Consider the following 1,568-nt stretch of genomic DNA (forward strand, 5'->3'; position numbering starts at 1 on the left):
GGAACAATAGAGGACGCTGTTCGGCTTGCGAATAAAGCTGTCGAGCACACACGGGCAAAGAAATCTACTGTGACGGCGGTGTTCACGGAGCGAGCGAGCAACCTAGCCTATGCACGACGCAACCTCGCCACGCACAAAGTCGTGCATAATCTGTCAACAGGGAAAAGCATGGATGGCATGATGAGCCCCCACCACGGCGTGTACCCTGTCCGGGAACTCGTTGCCCAGCGACCAGGGAGGAAGAAACCAGACATGGTGGTTCTGGGTGCAGGTGCGATAGGAATCCCCCTGGCGGGGTACGCATTACAGGACGGGAAGACGGTGGCGCTCGTCGGCCGCAAACGGCTTATGGACCTCATCAGAGAGAAGGGCGTTAATATCCCTGTCCGAACCGCTCCTGAGGACGTGTCGCACTTTGATGTGGGGGAGCAGCTCTTGGTGTATAGTGACGACGATTTCGAGGGATTGGATATTGCAACGGGAGGCACAGTCATTATTGCCTCAAAAACGCCCACTCTCGACGATATTGTTAAGACGTACATGGGGAAACTCGCCCACGCAAACCCCTCACTCCTCATGGTGCAAAACGGGGTAAACCCCGAGGGACGCCTCGCGGAGTCGTTGCGGCAACACGGCTATGAGGCACTCATCGAAAACATTGTTGGGAGTGTTGTGATTGGAATATCGAGCGTCGATACCTCAGGAGGGGTGCCGACAGTAAAGTCAGAATTGAAATCGTTGAATTACGGCGTGTGGGATGGGAGAGAGCTGAGCCCGCATTTGCGCTCGAACGTGAACAACTTGTTCTTTGCGCCCTTGCAATTCGTCGTTGCAGCGTCCGCTGAAGATTATCGGAAGATGCGGTTCCATAAGGCAATCATGAACGGAGCGAACGTGCTGTCAGGCTTGTTCCAGGCAAAGGTTGGTGAAGTCAAGGACAATCCTTGGATTGGCTATTCAATGTGGGCAAAGACTCGCGAAGCGCTCGCTGTTGCAAAGGAATACGGCTCGTTGTTTGACGAGCACGAGCTGCTTAAGCAGTTCGGCGTCGTCGCCTCAACACTTGTGAAGCACCATTTGGCTTCAATGGGCCAAGACATTAGGAACTTTATTGCTTCGCCAACAAAAGATTTAGCGACTGAGATTCACGATTTAGACTTGGATTTCGTCCGTCTTGCCCGGGAGGCAGAGACGCGCATGAACCGGGCGTATGGTCGTATGATGGAGGAGTTCACGCACAGCGTGAACGTGTTGCGCCATGAAGATCCTGAGAAAGCGGTGGCGTTCGCGCAGCGATTCATCGACATGAACCGGGCTCTCGTCGAGCTGCCTCCAATCTATGGAACAGGAGAAGTCCCCGCAGCCCTCAAATTTTTCCAGGAAGAGTATGTTCCTAGTGCAGTCTATGAGAATCTACAAGCGGCGAAGGCGGCGTTCCTTGGCGACGAGCGCGCAGCGGAGATTGCGGTCCGCTATGAAGCAGCCCCTGACCGTCGCAGAAAACGCGACTTCACCGTACTCTGGATGGACGACCACATCGAAGAAGGCGTGGCGCTCGCCGCTCAGTA

General features: G+C 54.7%; 1 protein-coding gene. It reads left to right on the forward strand.

Annotated features, from left to right (window positions below):
• A partial coding sequence (locus D6783_02090; GenBank protein RME53402.1) for a hypothetical protein occupies window positions 1–1,568 on the forward strand: 1,568 nt, incomplete at both ends.

Source organism: Candidatus Woesearchaeota archaeon, from assembly GCA_003694805.1.
Classification (GTDB): domain Archaea; phylum Nanobdellota; class Nanobdellia; order Woesearchaeales; family J110; genus J110.